Here is a 20,568-nt window from a genome sequence, read left to right as displayed (position 1 = left end):
AGGGGTGCGCGAGCGTCACGCTGCCACCCCCCGCCCCAGCTCTTCGCCGGTGATGGCCTCCACCAGGGCAGAGACGAGCACCTCGGCCGCAGGCGGGGTGACGGCGTTCCCGAGCTGGGTCACCTGGTCGCGCTTGTCGCCCAGCACCACGTATCCGGATGCGAACGCCATGCCCCGAGCGATCTCGCTGGGTTCGAGCATCCTGAACCGGACCTCGTTGACGTCGATCTCCGGCAGGTCGGTGGTAGCAACGCCGAACCGGTCGAGCGTGGTCACCGTCCCCATCGGCTCCGAGGCGGGTCGCGCCCTACCGGTGCTGTAGTACGGGATCAGCAGGGCTTCCGGCGCCTGGGCCAGGTAGTGGTGGTTGCCGCCCGCAGTGACCGTGTGCAGGGGCTCGCTGATCGGCCGGGCCCTCTCCTTGTCGCCCCCTCCACGCATCGGGATCATGAAGGGTGGCGGCTCGACCAAGGCGTGGTTGGAGCCGTCCGCCACGATCGTGGCCAGCGGGTCAACGGCCGGGTCGGTGTTGCGCGGCCGGCCGGACCGCAGCAAGGTCAGGAACGGTGGGAAGGCGACCCCCGTCTCGTTCCGTGCCGTCTGCGTCCGGCCCGGCTCGGTCGCCGGGAATGCCGCTTTGCCTTCGCGGCCCTCGACGGGCACCAGCAGCGGCGGAACCGCCAGGGCGTCGTTCTCGGTCGCCGTCCGGGTCCTCAAGGGCTGGGTCACCGGGTAGGCCGTCGTGTTCCACGTGCCGCCCGCCGGAACGAGCAGCGGGACCCAGAACTTCTTGATCCCGGCCTCGATCCTGGCGACGGTCGCTTCCGCGTAGGGCCGGAACTTCTTGCCGGGCTTGCCGTCGCCGATCCGCCGGGTCGGCAGGGTGAAGTCGATCGCCTCCCACGCGGGGAGAGCCGGGGGCTCGACCACGGCGTTCCTGCACGAAATCCGGGGGCAGCGGTACAGGTACTGGGCGCGGTAGCGGCCCATGTCCTTGTGGGTCTTCTTGAACGACTGGATGGCGTGGACCATCTCGTCGCACACCGGGCACCAGGCGAGCGGCCGGAGCCACTTGTCCCAGTCGGGGTCACGACCGAGGGAGCGGTGCCAGTAGCCGACATACAGCCGGTCCCGGCTCTGCGGGGCGGCCAGCGTGCGTACGGGCTGGACGTGCATGCTGTTCAGGGCGATGACGCGGGTCTTGTAGCCCATGCGGTGGAAGCGGCGGAGCCAGTCGTCGAAGCCATCCCATTCGCGCTCGTCGATGACGTTCTCGACGATGCCGGCCAGGACCAGCCGTCCGCGGGAGACGACGCCTTCGAGGTAGGTGGGCACCTGCTCCATGAGGGCCCGGGACTCCTCGGCTGTGATCTCCTTCTCGGTCTTCTCCCGAGGGATCAGCTCGTCTTGGCGGGAGCGGTGGAAGGTGCGCTTCTCGCCGTTGGCGATCGACCACTTGGTGCAGTTGTGCACGACGATGCCGTCCGCGACATAGGACTCGTCTTCGGCGACCGAGATGTTGAAGACCTCGACACGACGGCCATCGGTCACCGACTTGACCGGCGCCCAGCGGAAGCCTTCGTCCTGGGAGGTAAAGGCATGGCGGGGGCCGTCGGTGATCCAGGAGACCGACCAGTTCGGCCGTTCGTGGACGGGACGACCCTCGATGGCACGCGCGCCCTTCCGGACGTAGGGTCCGGCGACGTTGGCGATCTGGCCGAGGGAGTTCGCCAGCATCCGCATGCCGATGGCCAGCTTCTTGGACACGGTCGTCAGTTGGGTGGCATGGGCGACGTGCCCGTCAGCGGAGACGTAGCCGTCCAGCAGTGCAGTTCGCCATGCGCTGGGCATGGTGAGCGCCCACGCTGGAACCGTCTTGCCGTGCGCGTGCTGACCGAAGTGCTCGGCAAGCCACTCGACCAATCCGCGGTGAGCCGCTGTGAACGCCGCGGCTGTCCGCAGGTTCCGCCGCTGCCAACGAAGACCGGGGACCGCACCGAGTCGCTTCGCCAATTCGTCGGCCTCGTGGAAGCCGCACACGATGGTCAACTCGTAGCGTCCCCGGCGGGGGTCCTGCCGCTTCTGGGTGTTCTTACATGCGTCCGAGCAGTACGGCGCGACGCGGCCCGTGGTGCTGCGAGCGTCCGGGCGGGCAGGCTGCTCGCACACGAGGCACGTCGACCCGGCCGGTTGTGAGACGCGGCGCGGCAATGCTGGGAGCCCATCGCCGGTCTTCGGCGACAGGCGCATGGAGCCGTCGCCAAGCCAGCGGCCCACCAGCCACCAGAAGTCCGCGTCGAACTCCACGCCTCGGCCGGGGACTTCCGGCGTCGGCAACTCGGCCCCGAAGTCGACCGGCGTGGCCCACAGGTGGCCGCCCAGGTCCCCGGCACCCGTCCACTTCGACTCCGAGGTGAGGGTGCGGCGATAGGTCCGAGAGCCGTTGTCCCAGACCTTCAGAGCCCGCCGCGTATAGAAGGGATGCTCACGTGTGGTCTCCAGGCCGCCAGCCAAGCCGATTCCGCGCACGATGACGGTGTCAGCGGGCCGGCTCATAGTCGCGGTGATGGGTCGCCAGCGGCGACGGTGCGTGAACACCACATCGCCTTCGCGCACGTCCTCCACGGGCACCAGGCCGCGGCGGGTGAGGATCAGAGTCCCAGCGGGGAAGCATTCGGGGGACGCCCAGTGGATGTGCGATACCGGCCAGGTGTGGACGTCAGACTCCTGGATCTTTCCCTGCTCGTGGCGGACATCGGGGAAGTTCGCCCGATGAGTGTCGAGAGCCAGATCCCAGTGGTTCGCGGCGAGCGTGACCTTGACGTTGGGAACCACCTCGGCCCCCTGGGAGGACCCGCCGGCACCACAGAACCAGTCCTGGACCTCGATGAAGTTGGAGTCGTGGCGGAACATCAGGTTGCGACCCCTCTCGTGGTGTCGGAGATCAGCCCGTCCGCGTCGTCAGAGGTGGCGGGCTTCTTGGAGTGGCGGGCGGTGTGTCGCCGGTCGCGGCGATCAGCGCGGGCGTCGCACCAGGCGAGCCAGACCGCCCCGGCGACAAGGCAGAGGAAGACGAAGCCAAAGAGGGCCAGGACGCCGACGATGGGCACCGCCCAGGTGGGGATCAGCACGGCCGCCTCCGCTCCAGCCGGGCGCGCAGCTCGGCCAGTTCGTCGGCCAGCACGTCACGCTCCCAGCGGGCCCGCACCAGCACGCCCTGCATGACGACCAGGGAGGTGTAGAAGGCGCCGACAGCCAGCGCAGGCAGATCCGCGCGGACGATCACCCAGGTTGCGGCGGCGGAGACCGCGGCGAGCGGCCCCCACTCCCAGGCGTAGGAGCGGGCCAGACGGAGGGTGTTACGCAGCATTGCGCCCCCTCTCCGCGAGCACGACGAGCCGGAGGTCGAGGGCGGCGAGCTGGTCGTCCACGCTCACCAGGAACGGGTCCAAACCTCGGGCGTGGCTGTGCTCCAGCCGGGAGATGCTGGCCTGGGCGATGTCCCGGACGCGGGCGACCTGGCCCTGCCGGATCCCGCGCCGCCGCCGGAACTCGGCAAGAGATGAGAGAATCCCCATCCCTTCGGCCCAGACCTCGTTGCCGTCCACGGCGGCCAGGCGCAGGCCGACAACCTGTGCCCACCGGACGGCGGGGCCGAAGCAGGGGATGTTGTCTCCGGACAGCCAGCGCTTCACGCAGGTCTTGCTGACGCCGATGCGAAGCGCGAGCTGCTGGTTGGACAGCCCCAGCACCTTGGTGCGGTGCGCCAAGGCGGCCACCACCGGATGCAGGTCAGCCATGCTGGACCACCACCTCGCGGGCGCCGGGGAGTTCATCCCATGTGCGTCCGTCCAGCTCGCGCCCGGCGGACTTCTTGCTGACCCGCTCCATCACCACGGCGTCGGGCTGGTCGAGCCTCCAGCCGGGCCACGGCGTGCCCCGGTCGTGGCCGTCGACCATGACCACGTGGTGGCGGTCGTCGGTCGCGTACCTGGGCTGAGGCCGCCATGATCCCCACTGCTTGAGGAAAAAGGCCGTGCCCAACTCCTGGCACTGGTCACGAAGTCGCCGGAACCAGTCCGGGTGGGGTGGACGGGCGCCCTTGCCGGACTCACCCCCGGTCACGACCCAGTCGAGGACGCTCGGCGCGCCGCTGTAGACCTCGCCGCCGGGGGTCTTCACATCGCCGCCGAGGCAGTCGATCAGAGCGCCGTTCCTCGCCTTGAGGTTGCGGAGATCTACAGGCCCGAGCAGTGGTTCCGCCGAGATCCAGCGCACAGCAGCGGGGGTCTCCAACAGCGCCGGGATGCGGAGTTCGGCGCGCTCCTGGTCTTCGACGCTCACTCCGAGCCAGACGTTCGGCAGCGGCCACGGCCCCGTGTGCACCCACGGCGGGGCGCCCGTGATGGGCGACCACTTCCGCAGCAGCCCTCGCATCCGGCCGTGCCGCTTGGTCAAGACCTGGTAGGTGTGCCGCGGTGTCGCGGCCATCACCTGGAACACGTCGGCGATGAACGATTCGGGGATCGCCGGGTGGAACAGGTCCGAGAGGGAGTTCACGAACACCGTCTGCGGCTTGCGCCAGGTGAAGGGCTCGCCCAGCCGCTCGCGGATCAGGTTGACTCTGCCCGTCCAGTCGAGTCCCTCCGGGGTCCGCTGGGTGAGCCCGTTGAACGCGCTGGCCACGCGTGGGTGCGGGTTGGATGCCCGGATGTGAGCCTGGGTGATCGCGTAGCAGCCGTCGCAGCCCGGGGAGACTTTGACGCAGCCGAGCACGGGGTTCCAGGTGCGGTCGGCCCACTCGATGGCGGTGTTGTCAGCCACGGCTACCCCCCAAAAGGCCGTTGGCGTACCCGAAGCGGCCGAGCATCCGGTAGGCGCTCACCAAGCGGGCGGGGGCCTTCGACTCGTCGATGTACTTGAAGCCGTCGGCCGTTTCGGCGACCGCGCCGAGCCGCTCGAACTCGGCGTTGAACCGATCGAGGTCCCGGTAGAAGAAGTCCGCCTTCACCGCGTCTCACCCGCCCCGACCCGGTCACACAGGTAGGCGAGGTGGGCCAGCAGGTCCGCGTCGATGGTGTGCTCTGCCCGGCCGGGCTCCAGGCTGGCCGCCGCCACCAGGGCGGTAGCGGCGACGTCCAGGAGCTCATCACGGACGTGGTCCAGCGTGCCCGTGCCCTTCTTGCGGGGGTTCTGGCCGACGGCGGCCAGGTAGGTTTCGATCGCCTCCCCCGCCTCGCCTGCGGTCTTCATGACCCGGCAGGCGATCTCGTGGTCGGTGCGAGGGTTGTGGGAGTCCAGCCAGGCAACCAGGGCGGCGACATGCCGCCCCAGCGACGGAGCCGGAGCGTGACCCTGGAGGGCGGCACGGATGGCCGTGCACGGCTGCTCCCCGCACGCCGCGAGGTCACCGGAGTGGGCGCGGTGGCGGAGCGCCGCGTGGTCGCCGAGGGCCCGGCGGGCCTCCTCCATTTCGTCGATCCCCTGCGCGACCAGATACGGCAGGCCGCAGTGGCGGCACGGGCCAGGGTTGAAGACGGACCCGTGCGGAGGCTGGCACGGGAAGGAGTGGTCGCACGACTCTGCTGCGGCCTCGGCCCGGACCGCGTCCACGGTCTTCTGGGCGTCCCGCTGGAGCTCGCGGCCGAGGAAGCCCACCACGCCGTTGAGGCGACGCACCTCGGCGGCCAGCTCCGGTACGGCCGTGCGGGCGCCCGCGAGGAAGTCGGCCAGGTCCGCCCCCGGGTCGGGGTCGCCGTCGCCCATAGGGACGGTGGCGATCACCTGGTTGTCGTCGTCCAGGACGACCCAGATGCCCTTGCGGTTCGCGTCCTCGCCGGGGGTGAATGTCCAGTGGTCCCCGAACTGACCGTCGGGGATGGTCGCCTCGATCTCGGCCAGGCGGCCTGGCGGCATCGACTCGGCGGGAGCGGTCGTCTGCTCAGGCACGGGAGGTCACCGCCTCCGCGCCTACAGGCTCCAGGTAGACGACGGGCTTGCCGAGCCTCAGCGCGTACTCGACCTCGGAGCGGGTGGACGATCCGATGTAGCCGCCGACGTTGAGTACGAGCACCGAGTCGGCCAGGTCGATCTTCCGCTTGTGCAGCTCGTCCAGGTCGGTCTTCGCCTGCTCGACGTCCGAGATCTCGGCGATGTCGTCGTCGGCCTTGGTGTCACACCCGATGCTGAGCACGATCTTTCCGGCGAGCGTGAGGCGCAGGTTCTCCGACCGGAAGGTGTCGAAGAACCTCGTGCTGCCGCACAGGACGACGATCTCCGGGCGGAGGCCGTGGAAGTCCACCACCAGGTCGTGGTGCTCGCCGCAGTCAGAGGAGAAATGGGCGTAGCTCATCGGGCGAACACCTCCCCGCCCTGCTCGACCGCCGTCTTGCACGGCCACCCATAGGTCTGGCCCTCGTCCCAGCACACCGCGCAGACCCACACCTTCGGGGTGCACGTGTCGAGCCAGACCGGCGTGTGGAAGCGGGCAGGAAGCGCCCGGCGCTCCTCCAGCGTTTCCGGCAGCTCGTCGTAACTAAGCAGGTCCGGGGCCGCCAAGAGGATCGCCCGGACGGGCTCCCCGTAGGACTTGCGGTAAAGGCGGGCCACCTCGCGGACAGCGGGCGCGTAGTCGCGCGGGCCCTTGGGGCGCTCCCTGATCTCGATGGGTTCGACCAGCAGCGTGTAGCCGTCGGCGATGGACTCGCGCAGGCTTCTGGCGGCGTCCTCGCGGCAGGCGAGCGTCGGGTTGAAGCGTCCGCACGGCCAGGAGAGGCGGGCGACGGCTGGGCGGACGTGGTCCTCGTTCGCGCAGTACAGCGGGTCAGCCACGGCTACCGCCCCGGGCGAGCAGCGCGTCCTTGCTGAACACCTGCTCCGGGAGCGGGCTCGTGCCCGCAGCCTTGTCGTAGGCGGCCCGCACCTTGGCGGGCTCCATGCCCGGCCACACACCCTCGTGGCCCGGGTCGATCGAAATGTCCAGGATGTGGAAGTCCTTCACGGCGTCCTCCCCGAGGGGGTGTCGGTGGTGGTGGGGGTGTACGGCGGCTGGCCGATCCGGTACGGGGCGGGGTCGGGCACCTCCGCCTCGACCCGCTCCAGCGCGGCCTGCCACCAGGCGATCCCGGCGTCGGCGGTCGCGCGGATCGTCGCCATCTCCTGGGCGGCGATCTCCCGGAAGCGGCGCTTCACGTGCGGAGGAGCGGCAGGGGTGGGCACGGCAGGAATCACCTGCGTGTCGGTGTTCTCGGTCACTGGGGGCCTCCAGCGGGTCGGGACCGCCAGCCGTCCAGCTCACGCTCAGCGCGGCGGATGCGGGCGATCAGATCGGGGACGGCACCGAGAGCGACACGGGCGTGCTCGCCGAGCACCCCGCCCTCCCCCAGCGCGTCCAGGTAGGCGGCCTCAACCTCGTCGAGCGTCAGCCGCATGGGAGCGGGCGCGGGGCCCGCGATGCAGTCGTGGCCGGCCGGGAGGGTCTCCCCCTCCCAGGGGCAGAAGCGCATGTCGTCAACGGGGAGGATCACGCCACCTCCCGAAGCGCAGAGGATGCAAGCCGGTAGCGGCGGGCGGGGCGTGGGTCGAACTCGCAGGTTGGCCCCACGACCAGCTCCACGAGCCCGTCAGCGGCCAGGCCGCGTAGCGTCCGCGCGGCCGTGACCTGGTTCGTCGGCTTGCCGAGTTTGCGCACCATGTCCCAAGCGCTGAACAGCTGGTCCGGGTAGGCGCGCAGGTGGGCCAGGATCAACGGACGCATCCAATTGGCCTCGCGGCGGCGCATTTCAGTGACGCCTTTCGTGCGCCAATACCACTGCTCGTACCGGTGGCCAGTCCGCTCGGAAACGCCGAGCCTTTCCGCGGCTTCCTTGACCATCAGGCCCTGGCGGCGGTACGCGACGAAACGCTCACGGCGGCGGTCGCAGTTGAAGCTCATGCCGCCTCCCGGGGTGCCCAGGCGGCGAGCTTGGCCCGCCGGTCGGCCGCCTGCTGGGCGAGCGGACGCTGGTCGTAGGAGTGGATGAGCAGGTCGTACCGATAGCCCCACTCCGGCTCGCGGGTCAGCTCGCCGTTGTGGTCGCGGCAGCACGGCTCCGAGTTGTCGGGGTGGTCGATCGGTCCGCCACGCGCCCGGGTGAGGGGTTCGTGGATGTCGTCGGCCAGATGGGCGCACCAGGGGACGACGCACCGCGGCCGGATGCCGTCAGGCCAGAGTTCGTTCTTCATCTCCCGGCGCCGCCGGTTCTCCGCAGCCCGCTTGGCGGACACCGAGCGGAGCGGGGTGCGCTTCATCTGGCAGTCCCCGCGCTTCAGTTCGGTACGGCGGACCAGCAGCTTGCCCGGCTCCAGCCGGGCGCGGCGCTTCACCGCTCCCCCCGGAAGACTTTTCCGGCCCGCGCGGAGAGCTTCTCCAAGCCAGCCAGTAGCGTGGCCAGCCGCTTGGCGGGGTCGCCCGGTTCATCGAAAAGACCGGGCTCCAGGTGGGGGCGACGGAGCAGGTAGATCCCGCTCTGGAGGATGCCGTAGGCGGTCTCCAGCCGGTTCTCCCGCTGCTGCGCCGCGTGGTGGTTCTTGTCGTTGTCCGCGCAGGTCCAGCAGTCCGTGTCCCGGTGGCGGGCGTGGGCCAAGTCGCCGTCGGTGACGGTCTGCCGGTCCGCGTGAAGGGCGAGGTATCGCTCCTGGGTGCCCGCGTTGATGGCGAAGTACTGGTAGGCGGGCCAGCGGGGCAGGTCGGCGACGGCGACGCGGCCGAGGGCGACGGGGAGAAGGCTCATCGGCCACCGCCCCGGTAGGACTCGTAGATGGCCTTGGCGTTGACGTTCAGCGAGCGCATGATCTCGACCTGGTTCTGCACCAAGGTCGCGTAGTCCTGCGCGTTGCGCCGCTCCAGCTGGGAGCTGCGCAGCGCCCAGTACGGCTCCGGGAGCCGCTCCGCCCACCAGGCGTCGGCGGCTGTCTTGTTCATCTCGCCGGCCCGGTTGCCGACCTTGGGCACCTCCTCCTCCAGGAGGACCGGAGCCTTGGCCACCATGAACGCCTTCTCGCATTCGACTTCGCGGGCGCGTGCCGTACGGACGGCCAGATGCGCCCATGCGAGTTCGTTGTTGAGGCGGCGAAGGAACGCGTCGGTTTCAACGGGGGTGAGCACCGCGTCGGCGTCGATGAACTCGAAGGAGCCGGACCGGCCGCGGGCGAACACGTCACTCATGCCGGATCACCGCCCGTCCCGGGCTTGGTGACCGGGGGCCAGCCATCCGCTCCCTCGCCGGTCCTCCCGCTGTCACCTTCGGAGGTCTGCTCGGAGGTGACCTGCTCGGTGGGCGCGGGTGCGGCAGGCTGTTGGGCGGCCTGGAGTACCTCGGCCGCGGTGACCCGCGCGGGCGGGAACTCGTCCTCCACGGTGACCTCGCGGCGCTGGAGGCTGCGGTAGATCACCCGGAACTGGGCGAGGTCGTAGGGGTTCCAGTTGCCCTTGGGGCGGCCGACCTTCTGCTCCATCTGGTCGGCGGACACGCCCAGCCCGGCGAAGGTGAGAAGCGCCTCGTCGATGAGCTGCGCGAGCGGCTTGCCGCCGCCACCCGCCAGGGTGCGGGTGCAGACCTCCTTCGCCTCTTCGATGAACCACGGCGGGAGGACGTTGAAAATCATCTCCCGGACGCGGCGGGCGCCCGCGTTGGCGTTGTTCTCGTAGATGTCCCGCAGGCTGATCAGCGGGACGACCTGGCCGTCCTTGTCCCTGCCGTGCGGAACGATGAACGTGGTGCTCGACCTGGTGTTCATCTGGACGTCCCAGGCCCACGCGATGACCTCGGACTGGCCGGCGGCGTCGTCGCGCCGGAGTTCCCCCACGTTGTACTGGATGTTCTGCCAGCAGCGGGCCAGCTCGCGGGCCAGGTGCACGGTCTCGCCGCTGATCTGGCCGTCGCCGCGCCGGAACCGGAAGAACGCCTTCTCGGCCATGAACATCTGCTGGCATGAGTCGTGCATCGCCTGGCGTGCCGCCTGCACATCGCGGGGGCACTGCTGGGCGACGATGATCGCGGCGTGGACTTCGGCGACCGCGCGGGACTGCTCGACCGCGGTGGCCTGCCCGATGCGGGTGGGGGCGGGCAGCGGGGGCGCGCCGTTACCGTTGGGGATCATGCCAGGGCCTCCCGGCGTTCGGCCCAGTAGGGCAGGGACACGTAGGCGATGTCGCTGCTGTAGCCGGGCCATTCGCCCGTCTCGACGCAGCGGCGGTAGAGGTCGAGTGCGCGCCGGTTGCGGTCGCGCCCGATCCGTACGGCGCTCGCGGCGATCTCAGCCACGGTGATCAGGTACGGGGGTGTCTTCTCCTGGAAGACGAAAACCATGACGACCTCGCTGGCCAGCCCCAGCGCGAGCACCCCGTCGACGTACCAGGCGTGCTGCTGGTGGTAGCCGTACTCGTGGATCGTCCTGTCGAGCACCTGCGGGTTGGCGTTCTTGGTCGTCTTGTAGTCGACGAGGATCATCCGGCCCGGGGTGGTCCGGGGCAGCAAGTCGAGGCGGGCGCGACGCCACACACCTGTTGTGGCGTCGCGCCAGATCAGAGTCTGCTCAGGGTCGCCATGACCAGGCGACAGAAGTGCGCCGGCGTGCTCGTGCCGACGGAGGGCGGACGCCATGTCCTGAACGGTCTGCCACTGGTGAGTCAGGAGGGGGACGGCACCGTCAGCGCGGGCGGCCTTCCGCTTGGCTTGGGCTGCCTTGGTCGTCCAGTCTTTGGCGTCCACGATGACGAACTCGGGGCCGACACCCAGCACCATCCGGTGGGCGGCCTTGCCGAGGTCGAGTTCGGCGGTGCTCTCGGGCGGGTTGAGCTGCTCGTGCATGAACACGGCCGGGCAGCGGGTCAGCAGTTTCCGGGCACCCGAGGATGAGAGGCTGCCGCACGGGACGGGATCGGCGTGGTACTGCTCCTCGGGGATGTCGTAGACGCCGGGGATGACCAGGTCGGTGGCGGTCGTCATCGCACCCGCCTCCCGCACAGCAGGACGCGGGCGGCATCCGTCACCCGGCCACAGGCGATGTCGTGCGCGACCTCGGACCGGTCGGGGCCAGTCAGCTCGTCGTCCACCTCGGACCAGTGCAGGGCCTCCAGCACCTCCTCAACGGAGGCGGAACCCGGGGAGGGGGAAGTCTCCCCGGGGAGCACGCCCGGCGCGGAGGCGGAGGGGTGTGCCTCCGCGCCGGGGGTCGCCGCCGGGGCCGGTGGGGCCTGCCCCAGGGCGGCGAGATCAGGGGTGAGGGCGGTCATCGGGCACCGTCCCGCTGCTGCTGAGACAGGTAGGCGAGCGCCCACCTGGACTCCACGTCGATGTGGTCCTGGTCGGCAACGACCAGCGCAGCCAGCCTGCTGACCCCCGGCCACCACGGCTCGACCGCGAGGTCGGTGTTGGCCAGCGCCAACCGCCAGTGTTCGAGTGCGCGGGAGACGAGCTGGTGCTGGGTGGTGTACGGCATGCCGCGCCAGAACTCGTCGATCCCACAGGTGACCAGGACGTGGCACCGGTCCTGGGGCTGGCTGATGACGGGCGTGCAGTCGGCGACCGGCACGCCGTCCAGGACGGCGGCGACCGTTGCGGCGAGCGTGGCGGTGTGGACGCTCATCGGCCACCGGTCCCTTCCGCCGCGAGGACGGCACGGGTCGCCTCGCAGTCGCCGTCGCAGCGGATGACGCCGACCTGGCCGCCGGGGATGGATGCGAACGCCGACGGGCTGCCCAGGTCGATGGCGGCGGCCAGCGCCGGGTTGGTGATCCCTGCGTCGGCGAGGACGCGCTTGACTCCGTCTGCGTCCAGCGGGAAGGACAGGGCCATCTCGTCCGCGCCCACCTCGCGGGCGGCCAGGTGCAGGTGGGTCTGCGCAGGTAGGGGGATCACGGTCACCGCGATTCACCCCGCTCGACTGCGTCGGCAGCGGCCACCAGGGCGGCCACCACCTCGTCGAGGGTGCGGGCAGCGAGGTCGTGCCAGGTCGCCAGGGCGTTGATCAGCGCGTAGCCGGGTCCGTCCGTGTCGTGCGGGTCGTCCCGGTCCACGTCGAGCCCGACGAGGTGGCGGCCAAGCCCCAGGTGCTTTGCGAGAGCCATGCGGGCGCGGAGACCACTGCTGTTGAGGACGCCCTCAGGGTGCGCGCCTGCGGCGATGTTGATGGCGCCTATGGCGCAGACCCGGCAGTCCTTGGCGGGCACCCCGAAGGACTCCTGGACGACGTCGTAGTACGCCCCCTCGCACCGCCCGTTGGTGCGGTACACGTTGGCCGCCCTCCGCAGGATGGCGGGTGCGGACATGTCGAGGGCCTGGGTGCTCACTGCCCCTCCCGAAGGTGGAGGGTGGCGGTGGCGAGGTGGGCCCGCTCCAGGTGGCTGGCCAGCTGGTAGGCGGCGGACCGAGCGGCCTCCAGCGAGTTCACGGCCGCGAGCACGGAGCCCGTCGGGTTACCCCGGTCGTCGGCCAGACGGTCCGATTCCAGGAGTTCACCCAAGCGGCGGCTGATCTGCTGGAGCAGTTGGTCGGACTTGGCCGCGCCAGCGTGCAGGTCGCCGAGCACCTCGTAAATAGTCTGCGGGTCGGGCAGCGCGGCGGCGTCCCGGGTGTGGGAGTTGAGGACCCGGACGCACTCGGTGAGCCCCAGAGCCACCGCGGTGGTGTAGTCGGGGGTGCGCGGGCCGTCCGGGTTCAGGTGCAGATCCATCAGGCCGCGGCCTTGCTCTCGGCGGCGGGCCGGTAGGCGTACACCCAGAGGTCGATGCCGTCGAAGGTGCCCTTGCCGTCGAGCCGGCCGTCCTTCTCCACGACGTCCATCCCGATCGCGTCCGCGAGGGCGGTGATGTTCGCGTGGGAGGTGTTCGCGTACAGGCGGACCGAGCCGTCGTAGTGCTCGTTGATGCCCCAGTCGATCAGGGGCAGGTCGGCACGCCCGACCAGCTTGGTGATGGTGTCGGCGGCGCGGGCGTAGGCCATGCGGCGCAAAAGGTCGTCGGTGGCCACCTGCCACCCGGGGCTGTAGGAGCCGGGTTCCGAGATGACCAGGACCGAGGCGGGGAAGGCGTACTGGAGCTTGGCCAGCTGGGTTCGGGCCTTCTCCAGGACGGGGGTGGGCTCGGTGCGGTCGGCCACGATCGTGTCGCCGTCCATGATCCGGACCGCGTACAGGAATTCCGAGGCGGGGGTGTGAGACGATGTCACTCCCGGCTCCTCTCTGAGCTTCAGAAATCGGATGGTTGAGCTGGGTTACGCGGGCCTCTGACCGAGGGCTATTCGGTCGGGGCCCGCTTGGTTTTCAGCGGGCGAGCAGGCCCGAGAGCGTGCGCTGGGCGGTCGAGAAGGATTCCCTGGCGGCCTTGCGGCGCTCCCGCACGGCGGCCCGGGTCTGCGAGTTCTCCTCGCGGGCGGCGGCAGCGTCGGCCAGCTGGTGTCCGGCCTTGTGCTGGAGGCGGCGGCGCTGCGCGGCGGTCAGGGTGGTGCGGCCGGTCTGGGCGAGGTAGCGGTCCTCGCGCTGGTTCTGGTCGAGCATCGGGGGTGCTCCGTTCTCGATGTCTGGGCGGATTCGGCGGTCGGGGCCCGCCGTAGTTCAGGCGGCGGTGCTGGTCTGGTCGCTGCTGGCGACGGCGCGCTTGGCGATCGAGGCCCTGATGTGAGGGCCGAGCAGGGCGATCAGGTAGGTCCGCTGCGTGGGGGTGAGCGGCGGGTCGTTCGCCCCGTCCTCCCAGCCCGCACGGGCGATCTCGTCGAGGGTCATGCAGAGACGAGGCGGCCTCATCAGGCGTCCGGGAGTTCGAAGAGGTCGTCGATGAGTTCCCGGGTGGCGTTGTCCCCCACGGTCAGCAAGACACCGAGGACGTAAGATCCGCTGAGCTCGCGAGCCCCCTTGAGCGCCCGGCAGTGGATCGACGGGTGGGTGCGGATGGCTTGGGCCTGCTGTACCTGCGATACCAGCCCGATTTCGCGGGCTCTGTCTACGAATCGGTCCTGACGCAGCTTTGCGCGTTGCGCCATGTGGGCCTCCCGAGTACCGTCAAGGAAAGCTCTTTGCTTGCCGACAACCAACAACCTAGTGCGTTTGTTGTCTTGAAGCAAGGAGCTGCCCATGATTTTTCCCGCTCGGCAAGAGGGGTGTTCATGGCAATACAGGCGCTGGCCAGTCGCAGCTCACTCAGGAGCGCATGGTCATGCGGGTAACAGAGGCGCTATCATCCTTGCCCGTGGGCAACAATGCAGGCCAATTCGGTGCCTGGCTCCGCGAGCAGCTGACCGAGCGAGGGTACCTGCTGGAGCGCGGAGGGCAGACGCGGTTCGCTACCGAAGCCGGCATCGGCGTTTCCGTCCTCTCGCGGACCCTCAGCGGGGATCGCGTACCGGAGATCGACGCATTGCGAGGAATCGGCCGAGTACTCGGGTACGGGCTCGGGGAAATGCTCGTGATCGCAGGCGTGGCCACCGCGGACGAGCTGCCAGTCCGGCACGCGGCAACCCACGACGAGGTCATCGCCGACCTGCGGCGCGATGCCGCTGCCGAAGGAAAGTCGATCGGAGAGGTGCTGCTGGAGCGCGGCGTCGATGCCAATCAACTGATCATCCCTGACGCTCCGCCGACAGACCCTCACATCTTGGAGATCGAGGCACTGGACATCCCCCAGGATGCCAAGGTCAAGATGATCCGGATCTACCTGGAGAACCGGGCGCTCCGGTTCGAAGAAGCGCGACGGCGACGAGAGCAGGAGTAAACGCCGAGGGCGCCCACTCCTACTTCGCTCGTTCCAGCTAGCGCACCGCGCCGAAGGGCCCCGTGTCCGGAGCCGTCGAGGTCATGCGCGCGACTCGGTCGCTGGCCGCCATCCGGGCACTCACATCGCCTTCGAGCCCGAGCTGGTACATGCTGGGGAAGGATAGGACCCGCTCGGTGATCACCCGAGTGTGTTCCTCCACAGCCGCGACAGCGTTCTCGGTGACTACCGTGGCATGGTCGCGGATCGCTCGCGCTATGGCGTCTGTCTGGGCTGCGGCGCGTTCTTCGGCGGCGGCGGCTCTCTTCGCCAGCAGCGCCGACACTGTCAGTGCGCCAGCTGCGGCCAGGAGCCCCATGAACGCTTTCGTGTGCATGAGGTCGAGGAGGGTCTCAAGGGTGACGACCCCCCACGAGGCCCACATGAGTCGGGAAAGCATGACGTGGGACTTACTCTTGATCAGCTTACTCATGTTGCCTTGCTCTCTCGGGATCATCCCTCCCCCACAAGCGGGTGCTCCCGTCGGCGCGATCGACTTTTTCTCCCGGGGCCTCTCGCGAAAGACCACTTTAGGTCGCTTCGGCCGGGTGCGAAAGTATCTCCTGTGGACCGGTTTAACCCGAACGTTTGTCTGGTAACCCTCCCGCTCACCAGCCATTACTACATGTAGTCGGAGGAAGATAGCTTTCTATCAAGGTGTCCGAAATCCACTCCCCCGACGGACTGGAACGGCTACGAGGTTCTCGCCGGAACGTAAGGCCGAAACTGTGGCAGGAAACGCCCAGTGCGGTAGTCGTGACACTACGCCATGTCGCGTCTACGATGTCCGGGATCGCACATTTTGACGCGATCGGGCGAGGGATGCCCTGGGCCGCCGCACCGCGCCGCCGGGGGACTCCTCCCGGGGCCGCCACCCAGCGCGCGGTGCGGCCCGCGGGTGACCCCGGGCAGACCTATTACCCGGGGTCACCCGCTCAAGGCGGCAACGCCAGGCCCTCGGTGGGGCCTAGGATCCCCGCCTCGTTTGTGGCTCTCCCCCAGACCGCAAAACCGTCCGGTCGGCAGGCAAAACAATCGAACCTGAGGCGTCCTCAACGACGAAGACCGGAACGCCCTCAGAGATTCGGAACCGCCGCCGCTCTGCGGCGGTCGGCATGCGTGCCGTCACCTTGGCGTCGGGGGAGAGTTCGTGCTCGTGGAGCTCGTGACGGGCAGCAACTTTGGTGCCCACTCCCTTGACAGTGACCACCAGGCCGCGGGCGCGCAAGACCCGCAGCCCATCCCGGATGGTGTCCTTGCTCGCGCCCATCGCGGTCGCCAGCTCGCGCTCCGAAGGGAGCAACTCGCCCGGAAGGTAGGAGCCGTCCTCAATTTGCGTGCTCAGGATGCGGGCGACCTGCCGGTACATAGGTTCGTACGCGGTTCGGTCGACGGTCACGCCCGGCACCGTATTTGCCCATAGGGAGCATTCAACCTATGGCCATATAGCTATATGCTGTCTCGACCTGCTGTTATGCGGTTACGGGGATCAACTGGACGCTGTCGGGGTCGAAGCCGGGGCCGCGCCAGGTTGCGGGAAGGATGATCACTCGGAATAGAGCGCGCACGGTCGAGGACCGGACGTCGATCGGGGTCTCGTCCCACTGCTCCCGCGTCATTCCCTGCATGCGGAGGAGGAGGCGCTCCCGCTCGTTGGAGGTGCGCCGGGCCCGCGCTTCCGTGATCCGGCCGTTGACCCTCGTCAACTGCTCGGCCAGCACCATTGGATCAATGTCTGGATGGTCGGCGAGCTTAGAGAATGCCGCCTTCAACTCTGCGCGACGGCGCTCCAGGGCGACGATTTCGGCCGCGACACGGGGGTCCTGGGTGACTACCCCCTCCATGAGGTCGGGCTCGCTCAGCCGTCGTAGGGCCCGCAATGTCACGTAGGTGTCTAGGTGCTCCACGTTCCGCGCCACCCTGCCCGTGCAGGTCAAATCCCAGCAGTAGTAGAGGCGGGAAGTCTTACGATTGCGCCCGCCAGACGGCTTCGTGCGCATGAAGCCGCCGCACGAACAGCATTCGGCGATTCCGGAGAGCAGGTACCGTCGCTCCCTCCCGTAGTAGGGGATGGAGTCCTCCTTCTCTTTCAGCAGGAGTTTGAGGTCCTCCCATTCCTCTGGCGTGACGACGGCCGGCCATTGCGCCTCATACAGCTGGCCGGCCACGTCGATGAGGCCAGCGAGACGTGGGGATTTGAGTAGGTGCTTGAGGGCTTGACCCGACCATTTCTTGCCTTGGGATGTGGTCGAGACCGTGTTCATCCACGCCAACACCCCGCCCTGGGACTGGCCGGCCATCAGCCGCTCGACCGCCTCGCGGAGGATGGCGTGTTCGCCAGGTACAGCTTTGGTGATGTCGTAGATGGGCCGTCCAGTGCGCCCGATGCGGTCGGTAGGTATGCCCCACCCGAACGGCCTCTTCCCGCCCCCAACGGGCTTTCCGGCCTCGGCGCGAGCCCTCCAGCCCCGCTTGACCCGGCGTGAGGTGTCGGCGCTCGCCCGGCACGCCTGGGCGGCCTCGATCCGCAGGACGAACCGATCATCTTCGGACATCAGGTCGCGGACGCCGGACACGCTTGCGAGGCGTAGGTGCCGGGTGTCGGCGAGTTTCAGGAGCAGTTCCAGATCCCAGGGCTGCCGGACGAGCCGATCGCCGTGGTACACGATGATCGCGTTGATGTCGCCGGCCTCGATGTCGGCGAGCATGCGATCCCACTGTGGGCGTTTGCGGGTCCTCTGCCACGCAGACCGTGAGTTGTCGCTGTAGACGTGGTCATCATCGACTGGCCAGCCGAGACGTGCGGCCTGCTGGCGGCAGTCGGCTTCCTGGCGTTCGACCTTTTCGAGGCTGCCGTCGGGGGCGTAGCTGAGGCGACAGTAGATCCCGGCCCGTGTCGTGTCGTCTGCGCTGGGGGGCATGCCGTGAGTATAGGTGTTTTCCTCAGATTCAGCTCCACCACCTCGTTTCCCCGGACCTCGCCTACGACCAGGCGGTCCGGGCGCATGCGGAGGGCTTGGCGGACGAGGTCGCGCAGGGTCACGCCGCCGACGCCTTCGAGGTTGGGTGGGCGGGCTTCGAGGCGGACGACGTGTGGGTGGTCGGGGCGGAGTTCGGCGGAGTCCTCGACCAGGAGGAGGCGCTCGGTTGGGGACGCGAGCGAGAGCAACGCTGAGAGCAAGGTGGTTTTGCCGGTGCCAGTGCCGCCGGTGACGAGGAAGGCCAGGCGTGCGGTGAGGATGGCGCGGAGCGCGGTGGCCAAGGGGGCGGGCACGAGGTCTTCCAGGGCGAAGGTGTGCCGGGGCGGGAGGCGCAGGGACAGGCAGGTGCCTTCGGGTGCCACGGGTGGCAGCACGGCGTGCAGCCGTACGCCGCCGGCCAGGCGGGCGTCCACGTACGGCGAGGCGTCGTCGAGACGGCGGCCCGCGGCGGCGGCCAGGCGCTGGGCCAGGCGGCGCACGTCCTCGTCGGACGGGAAGGAGACCGGGGTACGGCGCAGGCCGCTGCCGTCGTCCACCCAGACCTCCTGGGGGCCGTTGACGAGGATGTCGGTCACGCCGGGGGCGGCCAGCAGGGACTCCAGGGGGCCTGCGCCGATCAGGTCGGCCCGGAGCGTACGGGCGATGGCGAGGACCTCGGCGTCGCCGAGCACGGCGCGTTCGGCGCGGAGGGCGGCGGCGACCCGGGCGGGAGTGGGTTCCTCCCCGGTGCGCGCGAGCCGGACGCGGACCGCTTCGACGAGTTCGGGAGCGGCCTTGGCGAGGTCCGTGGCGGCGGGGCTAGGGGCGGTCATGGGTGGCTCCCACATGGTCAAGCACGGTGGCGCAGAAGCGGCCGAGAGGTGTGTTGCCGAGCGGTGGCGCGAAGCCGCGGTCGAGGGCCTGGGTGAGGCCGCGTTGCTCGGGGCAGACGAGGCAACCGGCGAGCCCCAGCGAGGTGGTGACCACGTCGGGGTCGAGCGATCCGGTACGGATCACGGCTTTCAGGTCGCCGGTGTGAGGGCGCAGGAAGGCCAGGGTTTGGGCGGCGGACAGTACGCCGCGCACGTCGGCGTGGACGAGGACCAGGGTGGCGGTGGCTCTCGCGAGGGCCTCGGACACGGCGTCGTCGATGTGCCGGGGGATGTCGACGACGACCAGGTCGCAGCCGCGGCGGGCGGCGTCCAGCACGGCGCGCATGGCTTCCCTGGGGATGCGCAGGGGCTCGCCTCGGTGCCAGGACAGCACGGTGAGTTCGCCGAAGGTGGGGAGGGCGCGTTGTAGTGCGCCGTAGCTGACCCTGCCCTCCCTGCCGACGATGTCGGGCCAGCGGGCGCCGGACGCCTCCTCCTCGCCGAGCACCACGTCTATGCCGCCGCCCAGGGGGTCGGCGTCGACCAGGAGGGTACGCAGACCCGATCGGGACGCTGACAGGGCCAGTGAGGCCGCCAGGACGGTGGCTCCGGCACCGCCGCGGCCGCCGGTGACGCAGATGACGGTTCCGGATCGGTTGGACGGCTCGGCGGCCTCGGCGAACTCGGCCACCAGCAGACGCTCGCACTCGGGGAGTTCGATGACGGTCTGGGCGCCGACGGCCACGCATCTGCGCCAGCTGGCGGGGTCTTCGGTGGTTCGGGTGACCAGCAGGACGTTCTGGCGGGGCGGTGGGGCGGTTGCGGCCAGGGCTTCGGCCAGGTCGGTGCCGACCACCACTAGGGGTGCCGTGCGCCACTGGGGGCGGGCTCGGGCCGCGACGTGGGCCACGTCGAGTTCCACGCCTGCTGCGGCGGCCAGCCTTAGCAGGTCGTCGAGTAGGTCCTGGTCGTCCGTGATGGCCAGCGGACGGTGCATCGAGGTCTCCTCCCGTCGAGGGAGACCACTGTGCGGGATCTGCGAGGCACTTCGAGGGCTGCGGGGGCGGGCTGTGGATAACTCGCTTGCTGTGGAAAACCACGGGCTTCTCGTACGGCCGGGGGTGGGTTTCCGGGGCGGGGTCGACGGTGTGTCCGACGCTGGGTCGCGGGGGGAGGTCAAGAGAAAAGGGCGACCCCCGCCGGGGGGGAGAGCGGGGGTCGCCGACCGGTCCGGCTCCGGGGGGGTAGAGCCGGTCCCGTTTCAGAAGAAAGCTTTCATCAGTTGACCAGGGCATGGCAAGGGACTTGCATAGGTGCCCTGTGCGCAGTCACTCCCACATTGGGAGATACCACCGTATGCTGCCCGATCCACGCGAGTTTCGTCGAGCTGCAATCTGCAATTTGCGCCAGTTTTTTTGGAGGTGTGGGGCTGGGTTGTGGTCAGGGGGATTGCCGCTGGGCAATCACCCTCAGTGATCAAGCATCACTATAACGATCCATTGCCTCAAGTTATGACAAATCGCTTCAGATGGGTCCGTAGAGCAGGGGGGCAGTCTGTAAAGGTCTTGCTTCAAGGGGTTCCCAAGTGCATGGATCCGACGTAGAAAGGTCTCACGGACCAGGTGTCCGGGTACGGCTGCCGGGTACCCACGCGCGACCAGCCGCGGGAGGCGTGTCGACACGGGCTTGCCCCGCTAGACAGATGAAGGTGCACGCTTGGTAACCCGGTACGACGTACTGGCGACGGCGTCCCATTCCAGGGACGCCGTCAGCTTTTGTCCGAATCTCTCCCGCTGAATCCCAAAGTCTGCCGACAAATTTTCGACGCCCGCAGAACGCCGGCCGTCCCCGGCTTCGCCGTCGTCTGGGGTGGATCTCCCACCCACCCACCCTCTTGACCCCTTCGGGTCCGGACCCGGCTCCGCCGGGAGGGTCGGCTGCCGCCCAGCAC

Annotated in this window: 32 protein-coding genes and 1 pseudogene; 1 reads left to right on the top strand and 32 read right to left on the bottom strand. The window is 69.3% G+C overall.

Features of this window, described 5'->3' with window-relative positions; translation table 11 throughout:
* Positions 1 to 15 precede the first annotated feature (15 nt).
* From KIP79_RS03530 to KIP79_RS03400, 27 genes are all read right to left on the bottom strand, one after another.
* Positions 16 to 2,913, bottom strand: a complete 2,898-nt coding sequence (locus KIP79_RS03530) for a Hint domain-containing protein (protein WP_214103185.1) — start codon at positions 2,911 to 2,913, stop codon at positions 16 to 18.
* The gene (locus tag KIP79_RS03525; protein ID WP_214103184.1) at positions 2,913 to 3,131 is read right to left on the bottom strand and encodes a hypothetical protein; all 219 of its coding nucleotides are present in this window, start codon (positions 3,129 to 3,131) and stop codon (positions 2,913 to 2,915) included. Before KIP79_RS03525 ends, KIP79_RS03530 begins: the two co-directional genes overlap by 1 nt.
* Positions 3,125 to 3,370 carry a hypothetical protein gene (locus KIP79_RS03520; protein WP_214103183.1) on the bottom strand — a complete coding sequence of 82 codons (246 nt, stop codon included), beginning with the start codon at positions 3,368 to 3,370 and terminating at the stop codon, positions 3,125 to 3,127. Before KIP79_RS03520 ends, KIP79_RS03525 begins: the two co-directional genes overlap by 7 nt.
* Entirely contained in the window at positions 3,360 to 3,800 is a 441-nt protein-coding gene (locus KIP79_RS03515) for a helix-turn-helix domain-containing protein (protein ID WP_214103182.1), read from the bottom strand. The genes KIP79_RS03520 and KIP79_RS03515 overlap by 11 nt, the downstream gene beginning before the upstream one ends.
* Positions 3,793 to 4,824: a DUF5131 family protein gene (locus KIP79_RS03510; RefSeq protein ID WP_214103181.1), complete on the bottom strand. Its 1,032-nt coding sequence runs from the start codon at positions 4,822 to 4,824 to the stop codon at positions 3,793 to 3,795. Before KIP79_RS03510 ends, KIP79_RS03515 begins: the two co-directional genes overlap by 8 nt.
* The gene (locus KIP79_RS03505) at positions 4,817 to 5,011 is read right to left on the bottom strand and encodes a hypothetical protein (RefSeq protein ID WP_214103180.1); all 195 of its coding nucleotides are present in this window, start codon (positions 5,009 to 5,011) and stop codon (positions 4,817 to 4,819) included. Before KIP79_RS03505 ends, KIP79_RS03510 begins: the two co-directional genes overlap by 8 nt.
* Positions 5,008 to 5,949 carry a MazG-like family protein gene (locus KIP79_RS03500; RefSeq protein ID WP_214103179.1) on the bottom strand — a complete coding sequence of 314 codons (942 nt, stop codon included), beginning with the start codon at positions 5,947 to 5,949 and terminating at the stop codon, positions 5,008 to 5,010. The genes KIP79_RS03505 and KIP79_RS03500 overlap by 4 nt, the downstream gene beginning before the upstream one ends.
* A complete protein-coding gene (locus KIP79_RS03495) occupies positions 5,942 to 6,352 on the bottom strand; it encodes a hypothetical protein (RefSeq protein WP_250212636.1) in 411 nt (136 codons plus the stop codon). The genes KIP79_RS03500 and KIP79_RS03495 overlap by 8 nt, the downstream gene beginning before the upstream one ends.
* The gene (locus KIP79_RS03490) at positions 6,349 to 6,831 is read right to left on the bottom strand and encodes a hypothetical protein (RefSeq protein ID WP_214103178.1); all 483 of its coding nucleotides are present in this window, start codon (positions 6,829 to 6,831) and stop codon (positions 6,349 to 6,351) included. The genes KIP79_RS03495 and KIP79_RS03490 overlap by 4 nt, the downstream gene beginning before the upstream one ends.
* Positions 6,824 to 7,000 (bottom strand): hypothetical protein, encoded by a 177-nt coding sequence (locus KIP79_RS03485; RefSeq protein ID WP_214103177.1) that lies wholly within the window; start codon positions 6,998 to 7,000, stop codon positions 6,824 to 6,826. The genes KIP79_RS03490 and KIP79_RS03485 overlap by 8 nt, the downstream gene beginning before the upstream one ends.
* Complete coding sequence (locus tag KIP79_RS03480; RefSeq protein ID WP_214103176.1) at positions 6,997 to 7,254, bottom strand: hypothetical protein; 258 nt, start codon at positions 7,252 to 7,254, stop codon at positions 6,997 to 6,999. The genes KIP79_RS03485 and KIP79_RS03480 overlap by 4 nt, the downstream gene beginning before the upstream one ends.
* Positions 7,251 to 7,526, bottom strand: a complete 276-nt coding sequence (locus KIP79_RS03475) for a hypothetical protein (protein WP_214103175.1) — start codon at positions 7,524 to 7,526, stop codon at positions 7,251 to 7,253. Before KIP79_RS03475 ends, KIP79_RS03480 begins: the two co-directional genes overlap by 4 nt.
* On the bottom strand, positions 7,523 to 7,933 hold the full coding sequence (locus KIP79_RS03470; protein WP_214103174.1) for a helix-turn-helix domain-containing protein: 411 nt from the start codon (positions 7,931 to 7,933) through the stop codon (positions 7,523 to 7,525). The genes KIP79_RS03475 and KIP79_RS03470 overlap by 4 nt, the downstream gene beginning before the upstream one ends.
* Positions 7,930 to 8,364 (bottom strand): hypothetical protein, encoded by a 435-nt coding sequence (locus KIP79_RS03465; RefSeq protein ID WP_214103173.1) that lies wholly within the window; start codon positions 8,362 to 8,364, stop codon positions 7,930 to 7,932. The genes KIP79_RS03470 and KIP79_RS03465 overlap by 4 nt, the downstream gene beginning before the upstream one ends.
* Positions 8,361 to 8,771 carry a hypothetical protein gene (locus tag KIP79_RS03460; RefSeq protein ID WP_214103172.1) on the bottom strand — a complete coding sequence of 137 codons (411 nt, stop codon included), beginning with the start codon at positions 8,769 to 8,771 and terminating at the stop codon, positions 8,361 to 8,363. The genes KIP79_RS03465 and KIP79_RS03460 overlap by 4 nt, the downstream gene beginning before the upstream one ends.
* A complete protein-coding gene (locus KIP79_RS03455; RefSeq protein ID WP_214103171.1) occupies positions 8,768 to 9,205 on the bottom strand; it encodes a hypothetical protein in 438 nt (145 codons plus the stop codon). Before KIP79_RS03455 ends, KIP79_RS03460 begins: the two co-directional genes overlap by 4 nt.
* Positions 9,202 to 10,140, bottom strand: coding sequence for a hypothetical protein (locus KIP79_RS03450; RefSeq protein ID WP_214103170.1), 939 nt, complete (start codon positions 10,138 to 10,140; stop codon positions 9,202 to 9,204). The genes KIP79_RS03455 and KIP79_RS03450 overlap by 4 nt, the downstream gene beginning before the upstream one ends.
* Positions 10,137 to 10,988, bottom strand: coding sequence for a PD-(D/E)XK nuclease-like domain-containing protein (locus tag KIP79_RS03445; protein ID WP_214103169.1), 852 nt, complete (start codon positions 10,986 to 10,988; stop codon positions 10,137 to 10,139). Before KIP79_RS03445 ends, KIP79_RS03450 begins: the two co-directional genes overlap by 4 nt.
* Positions 10,985 to 11,275 carry a hypothetical protein gene (locus KIP79_RS03440; RefSeq protein ID WP_214103168.1) on the bottom strand — a complete coding sequence of 97 codons (291 nt, stop codon included), beginning with the start codon at positions 11,273 to 11,275 and terminating at the stop codon, positions 10,985 to 10,987. The genes KIP79_RS03445 and KIP79_RS03440 overlap by 4 nt, the downstream gene beginning before the upstream one ends.
* The gene (locus tag KIP79_RS03435) at positions 11,272 to 11,628 is read right to left on the bottom strand and encodes a hypothetical protein (RefSeq protein ID WP_214103167.1); all 357 of its coding nucleotides are present in this window, start codon (positions 11,626 to 11,628) and stop codon (positions 11,272 to 11,274) included. The genes KIP79_RS03440 and KIP79_RS03435 overlap by 4 nt, the downstream gene beginning before the upstream one ends.
* Entirely contained in the window at positions 11,625 to 11,906 is a 282-nt protein-coding gene (locus tag KIP79_RS03430; RefSeq protein ID WP_214103166.1) for a hypothetical protein, read from the bottom strand. The genes KIP79_RS03435 and KIP79_RS03430 overlap by 4 nt, the downstream gene beginning before the upstream one ends.
* Entirely contained in the window at positions 11,903 to 12,331 is a 429-nt protein-coding gene (locus KIP79_RS03425; protein WP_214103165.1) for a DUF6197 family protein, read from the bottom strand. The genes KIP79_RS03430 and KIP79_RS03425 overlap by 4 nt, the downstream gene beginning before the upstream one ends.
* A complete protein-coding gene (locus KIP79_RS03420) occupies positions 12,328 to 12,714 on the bottom strand; it encodes a hypothetical protein (protein ID WP_214103164.1) in 387 nt (128 codons plus the stop codon). Before KIP79_RS03420 ends, KIP79_RS03425 begins: the two co-directional genes overlap by 4 nt.
* Entirely contained in the window at positions 12,714 to 13,208 is a 495-nt protein-coding gene (locus KIP79_RS03415; protein ID WP_214103163.1) for a hypothetical protein, read from the bottom strand. The genes KIP79_RS03420 and KIP79_RS03415 overlap by 1 nt, the downstream gene beginning before the upstream one ends.
* Before the next feature lie 94 nt (positions 13,209 to 13,302).
* Entirely contained in the window at positions 13,303 to 13,536 is a 234-nt protein-coding gene (locus tag KIP79_RS03410; RefSeq protein ID WP_214103162.1) for a hypothetical protein, read from the bottom strand.
* Positions 13,537 to 13,593: 57 nt separating this feature from the next.
* The gene (locus KIP79_RS03405; RefSeq protein ID WP_214103161.1) at positions 13,594 to 13,761 is read right to left on the bottom strand and encodes a hypothetical protein; all 168 of its coding nucleotides are present in this window, start codon (positions 13,759 to 13,761) and stop codon (positions 13,594 to 13,596) included.
* A 20-nt stretch (positions 13,762 to 13,781) separates the two neighbouring features.
* Entirely contained in the window at positions 13,782 to 14,018 is a 237-nt protein-coding gene (locus tag KIP79_RS03400; RefSeq protein ID WP_214103160.1) for a hypothetical protein, read from the bottom strand.
* Between the two features lie 206 nt (positions 14,019 to 14,224).
* On the opposite strand from KIP79_RS03400, the gene KIP79_RS03395 reads away from it, so the two are divergent.
* On the top strand, positions 14,225 to 14,746 hold the full coding sequence (locus KIP79_RS03395) for a helix-turn-helix domain-containing protein (RefSeq protein WP_214103159.1): 522 nt from the start codon (positions 14,225 to 14,227) through the stop codon (positions 14,744 to 14,746).
* A 37-nt stretch (positions 14,747 to 14,783) separates the two neighbouring features.
* Here the strand turns inward: KIP79_RS03395 and KIP79_RS03390 are convergent, their stop codons facing one another.
* From KIP79_RS03390 to ssd, 5 genes and pseudogenes are all read right to left on the bottom strand, one after another.
* Positions 14,784 to 15,218 carry a hypothetical protein gene (locus KIP79_RS03390; protein WP_214103158.1) on the bottom strand — a complete coding sequence of 145 codons (435 nt, stop codon included), beginning with the start codon at positions 15,216 to 15,218 and terminating at the stop codon, positions 14,784 to 14,786.
* A 534-nt stretch (positions 15,219 to 15,752) separates the two neighbouring features.
* Positions 15,753 to 16,184, bottom strand: a complete 432-nt coding sequence (locus KIP79_RS03385) for a GntR family transcriptional regulator (RefSeq protein WP_214103157.1) — start codon at positions 16,182 to 16,184, stop codon at positions 15,753 to 15,755.
* Between the two features lie 73 nt (positions 16,185 to 16,257).
* Positions 16,258 to 17,706, bottom strand: a complete 1,449-nt coding sequence (locus KIP79_RS03380; RefSeq protein ID WP_214103156.1) for a recombinase family protein — start codon at positions 17,704 to 17,706, stop codon at positions 16,258 to 16,260.
* A gap of 29 nt (positions 17,707 to 17,735) precedes the next feature.
* A pseudogene (locus tag KIP79_RS03375) lies at positions 17,736 to 18,578 on the bottom strand (TadA family conjugal transfer-associated ATPase); the annotation flags it as partial.
* The gene (ssd, locus tag KIP79_RS03370) at positions 18,565 to 19,614 is read right to left on the bottom strand and encodes a septum site-determining protein Ssd (protein WP_214103155.1); all 1,050 of its coding nucleotides are present in this window, start codon (positions 19,612 to 19,614) and stop codon (positions 18,565 to 18,567) included. The pseudogene KIP79_RS03375 and the gene ssd, both read right to left, overlap by 14 nt.
* Positions 19,615 to 20,568: the final 954 nt, after the last annotated feature.

The sequence above is a fragment of the Acrocarpospora catenulata genome (assembly GCF_018476525.1).
GTDB classification, from domain to species: domain Bacteria; phylum Actinomycetota; class Actinomycetes; order Streptosporangiales; family Streptosporangiaceae; genus Acrocarpospora; species Acrocarpospora catenulata.
This window is presented reverse-complemented; position numbering and strand designations above follow the sequence as displayed.